Origin of the sequence: Kitasatospora sp. NBC_00458, from assembly GCF_036013975.1 — a bacterium.
Classification (GTDB): domain Bacteria; phylum Actinomycetota; class Actinomycetes; order Streptomycetales; family Streptomycetaceae; genus Kitasatospora.
Map to the genome: position 1 here is coordinate 6,755,446 of NZ_CP107904.1, position 10,482 is coordinate 6,765,927.

A 10,482-nucleotide genomic window follows, 5' to 3' on the forward strand; every position below is an offset into this window, starting at 1 on the left:
TACGGGCCTTCGACAACACCTCCACTTCGCCACGATTGGAACTTGGTCACCTCGATGGATGCCTCGCAGGAAAAGTTCGTCGAAGCGCTCCGCCTGTCCCTGAAGGAGACCGAGCGCCTGCGACAGGAGAACCGCCGGCTCACCGAGGTGTCGCGGGAGCCCATCGCGATCGTCGGCATGAGCTGCCGCTTTCCCGGCGGCGCGCAGGACCCCGAGGGCCTGTGGGACCTGCTGGTGTCCGGTCGTGACGCGTTCTCCGACTTCCCGGCCGCCCGCGGCTGGGACATGGACGCGCTGTACGACCCGGACCCTGCCGTCTCGGGCAAGTCCTACGTCGCGCAGGGTGCCTTCCTGGAGACGGCGGAGGAGTTCGACGCGGGGTTCTTCGGGATCTCGCCGCGCGAGGCGCTGGCGATGGACCCGCAGCAGCGGCTGCTGCTGGAGGCGTCCTGGGAGGTGTTCGAGCGGGCAGGGATCGATCCCGAGACGCTGCGCGGAAGCAGCACCGGGGTGTTCGTCGGCTCCAGCGGCCAGGACTACATGACCCTGCTGGCCGCGGCCGGCGACCGGAGCGACCAGCTGGAGGGGCTGATCGGGACCGGCAACGCCCCCAGTGTCGCGTCCGGCCGGCTGGCCTACACGTTCGGCCTGGAGGGGCCGGCGGTCACGGTGGACACGGCGTGCTCGTCGTCGCTGGTGTCCCTGCACCTGGCGGTGCAGGCGCTGCGGCAGGGCGAGTGCGGCCTGGCTCTGGCCGGCGGGGTCACGGTGATGTCGACCGCGGGGCCGTTCATCGAGTTCAGCCGGCAGGGCAACCTGGCCCGCAACGGTCGCTGCAAGCCCTTCGCGGCCGCCGCGGACGGCACCGCGTGGGGCGAGGGCGTGGGGATGCTGCTGGTGGAGCGGCTGTCGGATGCGCGGCGCAACGGGCATCCGGTGCTGGCGGTGGTGCGGGGCAGTGCGGTGAACCAGGACGGTGCGTCGAACGGTCTGACGGCGCCGAACGGCCCGTCGCAGCAGCGGGTGATCCGGGCCGCGCTGGCCAACGCCCGTCTGACGGCGGACCAGGTGGACGCCGTCGAGGCGCACGGGACCGGCACCACGCTGGGCGACCCGATCGAGGCGCAGGCACTGCTCACCACGTACGGCCAGGACCGTCCGGCCGAGCGGCCGCTGTGGCTGGGGTCGGTGAAGTCGAACATCGGTCACACGCAGGCCGCTGCCGGTGTCGCGGGTGTGATCAAGATGGTGATGGCGATGCGGCACGGTGTGCTGCCGCGCACCCTCCACGTGGACGCTCCCACCCCGCACGTCGACTGGTCGGCCGGCGCCGTGGAACTGCTCACCGAGGCCGTGCCATGGCCCGAGACCGGCGCGGCCCGGCGCTCGGCGGTCTCCTCGTTCAGCATGAGCGGCACCAACGCCCACGTGGTGCTGGAGGCCGCCCCGGCGGGCGGGACCGCCGCCCGGCCCACCGGCGCCGACGGTGCGGACGCGGAGCGGCCGGTGAGCGCGCTGGCACTGGGAGAGCTGGCGCCCTGGGTGCTGTCGGCCCGGTCTGCCGAGGCGCTCCGGGGGCAGGCGGCCCGCCTCCGGGAACACCTGCGGACCAGGCCCGAGGTGCCCGCGCCGGACGTGGCCGCCTCGCTGCTCCTGACCCGCAGGACCATGGAACACCGCGCGGTGGTGGTCACCCCTGACCGTGAGGAGCTGCTGGCCGGCCTGGCCGCGCTCGCGGCGGGCGAGGAGCGCACCGGACTGGTCCGGGGCACGGCCCGCACGGGCCGCGGTCCGGTCTTCGTGTTCCCCGGCCAGGGGTCCCAGTGGGTCGGGATGGGCGCGCGGCTCTGGGAGGCCTCCCCGGCGTTCCGCCGCCGTGCGAGCGAGTGCGCGGAGGTCATGGACCCCTACCTGGACTGGTCACTGCTCGCCGTTCTGCGGGGCGAGCCGGGCACCCCGTCGCTCGACCGGGTGGACGTGGCACAGCCCGCCCTGTGGGCGATGATGGTCTCGCTGGCGGAGGCCTGGCGCTCGCTGGGCGTGGAACCCGCCGCGGTGGTGGGACACTCCCAGGGCGAGGTGGCCGCGGCCTGCGTCGCGGGCGCGCTGACCCTGGCGGACGCGGCCCGGATCATCGCCGTGCGTAGCCAGGCCCTGGCCGCGGGGGTGGCGGGCGGCGGCATGGTGTCGGTGCTGGCCCCGGCGGAGCAGGTCCGCGAGTGGCTGGTGCCGTGGGCCGACCGGATATCCGTGGCTGCGGTCAACTCCGGTGCGGCGACGACGGTTTCGGGCGATCTGGCGGCCCTGGAGGAGTTCGGTGCCGAGCTCTCCAGGCGGGGGACGATGCGTTGGCCGATCCCCGGGGTGGGCTTCGCCTCGCACTCGCCGATGGTCGAGACGTTGCGGGAGAAGCTGCTGACCGAGCTGGACCCGGTCCGACCGCAGGCCTCGGAGATTCCCTTCTACTCCACGCTGACCGGTGGCCGGTTCGACACCGAGCGGCTCGACAGCGCCTACTGGTACCGGAACCTGCGCGAGCCGGTGGAGTTCGAGCTGGCCGTACGCGCGCTGCTCGGCGACGGCTACACGGCGTTCGTCGAGGCGAGCCCCCACCCGCTGCTCACCGCGAACGTCCAGGACATCGCCGGACAGAACGCGACGGCGGAGGTCACCGTCACCGAATCGCTGCGCCGGGACGAGGACGCCCTGGTCCGCTTCGCCACCTCCCTGGCGACCGCGCACGTCCACGGCCTGCCGGTCACCTGGTCGGCGGTGTTCGCCGGCCAGGGTGTCCACGAGGGCGCCGAGCGGGTCGACCTGCCCACCTACGCCTTCCAACGGCAGTGGTTCTGGCCCGAGTTCACCGCCGCGACGGGCACCGGCGACGCCCTGCCGGCCCCGACCGACGAGCTGGACGCCCGTTTCTGGGCGGCGGTGGAGCGGGAGGACGTGGCGTCGTTGGCGGGGACGTTGCGGGTGGAGGGTGAGGGTGAGCAGGCGTCGTTGGAGTCGGTGTTGCCGGTGTTGTCGCGTTGGCACCGGCGGCGCCGGGACGAGGCGGCGGTGGACGGTTGGCGTTACCGGGTGACGTGGAAGCCGGTGGCGGCCGGTGCCGCGGTGCTGTCCGGCAGGTGGCTGGTGGTGGTGCCGGCGGGGTGGGGTGAGGAGCCGTGGGTGGCGTCCTGCCTGGAGGGGCTGCGCGGGCACGGCGTGGAGACCGTGCTGCTGGAGACCGGTCTCGCCGAGGCGGATCGCGCCGTCCTGGCCGCGGGGCTGCGCGAGCTGCCCGCCGGCGGGCAGCTCGCCGGCGTGCTGTCCCTGGCGGCGCTCGCGGGCGAGGAGCTGCCGCACGCACCGGGCATGTCGGTCGGTCTCGCGGTGACCCTGGCGCTGGTCCAGGCGCTGGGGGACGCCGGGGTCGAGGCGCCGTTGTGGTGCGTGACGCGTCAGGGGCTGGCGGCGCGGCGTGCGGAGCCCGTCGACCCGGTGCAGGCGCAGGTCTGGGGTCTGGGCCGGGTGGCCGCGCTGGAGTACCCGCGGCGGTGGGGCGGTCTGGTCGACCTGCCGGGGTCGTTGGACGCGCGGGCGCTGGACAGGTTCTGCGCCGTGCTGGCCGGCACCTCGGGCGAGGACCAGGTCGCGATCCGTTCCTCGGGCGTGTTCGGCCGCCGCCTGACCAGGGCCGTCCCCGTGTCGGACGCGACGGCCCCGGCCCCGTGGCGGCCCCGCGGTACCGTGCTGCTCACCGGCGGTACCGGTGCGATCGGCCCTGACGTGGCACGCTGGCTGGCGGGCAACGGCGCCGAGCACCTGGTGCTGCCGGGCCGCCGCGGCGCGGAGGCCGCGGCCGCCGTCGAACTGCGCGACGAGCTCGCCGCGTCCGGTGTCCGGGTGACCCTGGCGGCCTGCGACGTGACCGACCGCGAGGCGCTGGCGGAGCTGGTCCGGCGGGTCGCAGCCGAGGGCTCGCCGGTCCGTGCCGTGGTGCACGCGGCCGCACTGATCGGCCTCGCCCCGCTGGCCGACACCAGCCTGAGCGACTTCGCCGCCGTGATCGGCGCCAAGGTCGCGGGAGCGGCCAACCTGGACGCGATCTTCGCCGAGGAGGACCTGGACGCCTTCGTCCTGTTCTCCTCCGTCGCGGGTGTGTGGGGCAGCGGCGACCACGGCGCCTACTCCGCCGCCAACGCCCATCTGGACGCCCTGGCCGAACAGCGGCGGGCTCGCGGGCTGACCGCCACCTCGGTGGCATGGGGCATGTGGGACGCCGTGCACGTGCTGGAGAACGGCGAGGTCTTCGACACCAACGCCAACCTGATCCGGCGCGGGCTGCCGACGTTCCGCTCGGACCAGGCACTGGCGGGCCTGCAGCACGTCCTCGACCACGACGAGACCTGCCTGATGGTCGCCGACATCGACTGGGAACGGTTCATCGCGACCTTCACCTCGGTCCGCCCGAGCCGTCTGCTGGCGGACCTGCCCGAGGTCCGCAGGCTCCAGGACGCGCGCCCCGCCGATCCCGCGCACGCCGGCTCCGAGGCGCTGTCGGCCCTGCGCACCCGCCTGTCGGTCCTGCCCGAGCCGGAGCAGGTCCAGCAGCTGACGGAGCTGGTGCGGACGCGCGCCGCCGAGGTTCTCGGCCACGCCTCAGTGGTGGCCATCGAGCCCAACCGGGCCTTCCGCGAGCTCGGCTTCGACTCGCTGACCTCCGTCGAGCTGCGCAACCGCCTCGGCACGGCGAGCGGCCTCCAGCTGCCGACCACGCTGGTCTTCGACTTCCCCAACGCGCACGTGCTGGCCGGCTACCTGCGGGGCCGGATCATCGACGACCCGTCGGGCGGCGTCTCCCCGACCGACGCGCAGCTCGTCCGGCAGGCCGCGGACGACGACCCGGTCGCCATCGTGGGCCTGGGCTGCCGCTACCCCGGGGGCGTCGTCTCGGCGGACGACCTGTGGGACGTGGTGCTCCGGGAGCGCGACGTCGTCTCCGGCTTCCCCACCAACCGGGGCTGGGACGCCGAGGGCGTCTACGACCCGGACCCGGAGAAGGAGGGGAAGACCTACGTCCGCGAGGGCGGCTTCCTTCACGACGCAGGGGACTTCGACGCCCAGTTCTTCGGGATCTCGCCGCGTGAGGCCGTGGCGATGGACCCGCAGCAGCGGCTGCTGCTGGAGACGTCCTGGGAGGCGCTGGAGACGGCCGGGATCGACCCGGCCTCGCTGCGCGGCAGCCGGACCGGTGTCTTCGTCGGCGGCAACGACCAGGGGTACACGCGCCAGGGCAATGCCGGCGAGGGCCTGGAGGGGCACCTGATCACCGGTGGCTCGATGAGTGTGGCCTCGGGCCGGGTCTCCTACGTCCTCGGGCTGGAAGGGCCGTCCATGACCGTGGACACGGCCTGTTCCTCCTCGCTGGTCGCGCTGCACCTGGCCGTCCAGGCGGTGCGGCGCGGCGAGTGCTCGCTGGCCCTGGCCGGCGGCGTCACCGTGATGGCCACCCCCGCCGGCATCACCGGCTTCTCCCGCCAGCGCGCGGTGGCCCCGGACGGGCGCTCCAAGGCGTTCGCGGCCGCCGCTGACGGCATGTCCTGCGCCGAGGGTGTGGGCGTGCTGCTGGTGGAGCGGTTGTCGGATGCGCGGCGCAACGGGCATCCGGTGCTGGCTGTGGTGCGGGGCAGTGCGGTGAATCAGGACGGTGCGTCGAACGGTCTGACGGCGCCGAACGGTCCGTCGCAGCAGCGGGTGATCCGTGAGGCGCTGGCCGATGCGCGGATCGCGGCCGCCGAGGTCGACGTGGTGGAGGCGCACGGGACCGGCACGAAGCTGGGTGACCCGATCGAGGCGCAGGCGGTGATCGCCACCTACGGTCAGGAGCGCGCGGAGGACCGGCCGCTGTGGTTGGGGTCGGTGAAGTCGAACATCGGTCACACGCAGGCGGCGGCGGGTGTCGCGGGTGTGATCAAGATGGTGATGGCGATGCGGCACGGTGTGCTGCCGCGGACGCTGCACGTGGACGAGCCGACGCCGCACGTGGACTGGTCGGCGGGTGCGGTGGAGTTGCTGACGGAATCGGTGGAGTGGCCGGAGACGGGGAGTCCGCGTCGGGCGGGTGTGTCGTCGTTCGGTGTGAGTGGGACGAATGCGCACGTGATCCTGGAGCAGGCTCCGGCCGGGGAGCCGGTGGTGGCGGACCCGGCCGACGAGCCGACCGGGGTTGATGGTGCCGGCGGGGGCGGGTTGGGTGTGTTCTCGTCGTTGCCGGTGGTGCCGTTCGTGGTGTCGGGGCGGTCCGAGGGTGCGTTGTCGGGGCAGGCGGAGCGGTTGGCGGCGTTCGTCGGTGAGCGTGATGACCTGCGTGATGTCGATGTGGCTTCGTCGTTGGTGAGTGGTCGTGCGGTGTTGGAGCACCGTGGTGTGGTGGTCGCGGGTGACCGGGCGGGTGTGGTCAGCGGTCTGGAGGCGCTGGCGGCCGGTGAGGGTGCGGCTGGTGTGGTGCGTGGTGTGGCGGGTTCTGGTTCGGGTGTGGTGTTCGTGTTCCCGGGTCAGGGGTCGCAGTGGGTGGGGATGGCGGTGGGGTTGTTGGAGTGTTCGCCGGTGTTCGCGGGGCGGATGGCGGAGTGTGCGGCGGCGTTGGAGCCGTTTGTGGAGTGGGATTTGTTGGGTGTGTTGGGTGATGAGGGGTTGTTGTCGCGGGTGGATGTGGTGCAGCCGGTGTTGTGGGCGGTGATGGTGTCGTTGGCGGCGGTGTGGGAGTCGGTGGGTGTGGTGCCGTCGGCGGTGGTGGGGCATTCGCAGGGGGAGATCGCGGCTGCGGTGGTGGCGGGTGGGTTGTCGTTGGTGGATGGTGCGCGGGTGGTGGCGTTGCGGTCGCGGGCGATCGGTGGGCGGTTGGCGGGTCGTGGGGGGATGGTGTCGGTGGGGTTGCCGGTGTCGGTGGTGGTGGGGGAGTTGGGGTCGTGGTCGGGTCGGGTGGAGGTGGCGGCGGTGAACGGGCCGTCGTCGGTGGTGGTGGCGGGGGATGCGGGGGCGTTGGATGAGTTGGTGGGGGTGTGGGAGTCGCGGGGTGTGAGGGTGCGGCGGGTTCCGGTGGATTATGCGTCGCATACGGGGCATGTGGAGGTGTTGCGGGAGGAGTTGGCGGGGGTGTTGGGGTCGGTGGTGCCGTTGGTGCCGCGGGTTCCGTTCCTGTCGTCGGTGCATGGTGGTTGGGTGGATGTGGCGGCGGGTGATCTGGGGGCGGATTACTGGTTCCGGAACCTGCGGTGCACGGTGGAGTTCGAGAAGGCGGTGGAGTCCCTGCTGCGGCAGGGCCAGCGGGTGTTCGTCGAGGTGAGTGCGCATCCGGTGTTGACGGTGGGGGTGGAGGAGACGGCGGAGGCCCTTGAGGCCGCCGGTGCTGGTGTCGATGCCGCCCGGGTGCTGGTGGTGGGGTCGTTGCGGCGGGATGAGGGTGGTCCGGAGCGGTTGCTGACCTCGTTCGCGCAGGCGTGGGCGGGGGGTGTGTCCGTCGACTGGTCGCGGGTGTTCGACGGCCAGGACGCGCGCCGCGTGGACCTGCCGACGTACGCGTTCCAGCATGAGCGGTACTGGCTGGACGCGCCCGCGGGCGCGGTGGGTGATGTGGTCTCCGCCGGTCTCGGTTCGGCGGACCATCCGTTGCTGGGTGCTGCGGTGGCGCTCGCGGCCGGTGACGGTTTCCTGTTCACGGGTCGGTTGTCGCTGCGGACGCATCCGTGGTTGGCGGATCATGCGGTGGCGGGGACGGTGTTGGTGCCGGGGACGGGGATGCTGGAGCTGGCTCTTCGCGCGGGTGAGCGGGCCGGTTGCGAGCACGTGGAGGAGTTGACGCTGGAGGCGCCGTTGGTGGTGCCCGAGCGTGGTGGTGTCCAGATCCAGCTGGCGGTAGGCGAGTTGGACGATGCGGGACGTCGCTCCTTCACCCTGCACTCGCGGGTCCACGACGACGGCACGGACGAGGAGCTGGCCGGTGCCTGGGTGCGCCACGCGACCGGCACCTTGACCGCTCGGCCCGCCTCCCACGCGACGCCCGCCGGCGCCGCGCGCGACCTGGTCGTCTGGCCGCCGCGGGATGCCGAAGCCCTTGACGTGACGGGCTTGTACGAGCGCTTCGGCGACCGCGAGTTCCGCTACGGGCCGACCTTCCAGGGTGTCCGGGCGGCGTGGCGTCGGGGCGAGGAGGTCTTCGCCGAGGTCGCCCTGCCCGTCGACGAGCATGCTCAGGCGGCCCGCTTCGGCGTCCACCCCGCCCTGTTCGACTCGACGCTGCACTCCGTGGCGCTGGGCGCGATGGAGAAGGAGGGCCAGGGCCGTCTGCCGTTCGCATGGTCGGGCGTGTCGTTGCACGCGGTAGGCGCCACCGCCCTGCGGGTCAGGATGGCCCCGACGGGTACCGATGCGATGTCCCTGCACGCGGCGGACGCCGCCGGCAACCCGGTGATCTCGGTCGAGTCGCTGGTCTCACGCCCCATCACGCTCGACCAGGTGCGGGCTGCGCGTGGTGCGGTCCTGGGGCAGGACTCGCTGTTCCGGGTGGACTGGAGCGAGTTGCGTGTACCCGGTGGGGGCACGGCGGCGGGTTTTGCGTGGCTGGGTGAGGTTGAGGCGGGGCCGGCGGTCGCGGAGGGCGGTCGGTTCGTGGATCTGGCTGCTCTTGGTGCGGCGGTCGATGCGGGGTTGGAGGTTCCGGGGACGGTTGTGCTCGGGGTGTCCGGTGGGGCCGGTGGGTCCGGGGATCCGGTGGTGGGTGTCCGGGAGGTTGCGGCGGGTGTTCTGGGGGTGTTGCAGGGTTGGACGGCGGATGAGCGGTGGGCGGGTTCGCGTCTGGTGGTGGTGACGCGGGGTGCGGTGGCGGTGGAGTCCGGCGCCGATGTCGCGGATCTGGCAGCGGCGTCGGTGTGGGGTCTGGTGCGTTCGGCGCAGTCGGAGCATCCGGGTCGGTTCGTGCTGGTGGACGTCGACGGTGATGTGTCCGGTGTCCTGCCGGGGGTGTTGGCCTGTGACGAGCCGCAGGTGGCGGTGCGCGGTGGTGCGGCGTTCGTGCCGCGGCTGGCGCGGGTGGAGCGGAGCGCTCCGGCCGGCGGGGACGAGCCTGCCGGTGGCCTGGGGTTCGCGGCGGGTGGCACGGTGCTGGTGACGGGTGCGACCGGCACGCTGGGTGCTCTGGTGGCGCGGCACCTGGTGGTCGGGCACGGCGTGCGGCGTCTGGTGCTGGCCAGCCGCAGCGGTGCGGATGCCCCGGGTGCGGCGGAGCTGGTCGCGGAGCTGACCGGCGCCGGTGCGAGCGTGACGGTGGAGGCCTGTGACGTGGCCGACCGGGACGCGCTCGCGGCGCTCCTGGCGCGGATCCCGGCGCAGGCGCCGCTGACGGGGATCGTGCACACCGCGGGCGTGTTGGACGACGGCGTGATCGAGTCGCTCACCCCCGAGCGCCTGGACACCGTCCTGCGTCCGAAGCTGGATGCGGCCTGGCACCTGCACGAACTCACCGAACACCTCGACCTCTCCGCCTTCGTCCTCTTCTCCGCGGTGGCCGGAACCTTCGGCGCGCCGGGCCAGGGCAACTACGCCGCCGCCAACGCGTTCCTGGACGCGCTCGCGCAGCACCGCCGGGCCAAGGGCCTTCCGGCCGTCTCGCTCGCCTGGGGATTCTGGGAGGAACTCAGCAGTCTGACCGGCAAGTTGAAGGACAACCAGATCCGCCGCATCACCGGCGGCGGTCTGGTCGCGATGCGGTCGCAGGAGGGGCTGGAGCTCTTCGACGCGGCCTGCGCGACCGGGGACGCTCTGCTGGTCCCGGCCCGGCTCGACCTGGCCGGGGTGCGCTCCGGCGCCTCCGAGATCCCTGCGATCCTCCGCGGCCTGGTCCGGGCACCTGCCCGCCGGGCCTCGGACGCGAGCCCGAACGCGGTGGCGGCGCTCCGCCGGCGCCTGGCCGGTGCCTCCGAGGCGGAGCGCGGTCGGGCCCTGCTCGATCTGGTCCGCACGACCGTGGCCGCCGTGCTCCGGCTCGATGGCCCTTCGGCGCTGAACGTCCGCCGGAGCTTCCTGGACATGGGCGTCGACTCGCTGACCGCCGTCGAGATCCGAAACCGGCTCAACGCGGCCACCGGACTACGCCTTCCGGCCACCTCGGTCTTCGACTACCCGACTTCGACGGCGCTCGCCGACCACCTGGCCGCGACGATCGGGGCCGTCGACGGCGAGGCCGAAACTCCCGGACTGGCAGAGCTCGACGCGGTGGAAGCCGCCTTGGCCGCACTCGAACCCGGCGGCAGTGCCGCCACCGAAGTCACCACCCGACTGAAGAAGCTCCTCGCGAAGTGGGGCAATTCCCCGGAGTCGGCCGGTGAGGCGCTCGGAGGGACCGATATCGATTCGGCAACCGATGACGAACTCTTCGGCGTACTCGACGGATTCCGGAATTCCTGAACCAGCGGTGGAACACCCCTTTCGCTTGAAGGA

General features: G+C 73.0%; 1 protein-coding gene. It reads left to right on the plus strand.

The window, feature by feature from the left end:
* The first annotated feature begins 54 nt into the window (after nt 1-54).
* The gene (locus OG550_RS28020) at nt 55-10,449 is read left to right on the plus strand and encodes a type I polyketide synthase (protein WP_442906186.1); all 10,395 of its coding nucleotides are present in this window, start codon (nt 55-57) and stop codon (nt 10,447-10,449) included.
* Nucleotides 10,450-10,482 lie beyond the last annotated feature (33 nt).

Bases quoted from the DNA above. Each gene is read 5' to 3' on its own strand.
- OG550_RS28020 (WP_442906186.1), top strand. From the start codon at position 55: ATGGATGCCTCGCAGGAAAAGTTCGTCGAAGCGCTCCGCCTGTCCCTG.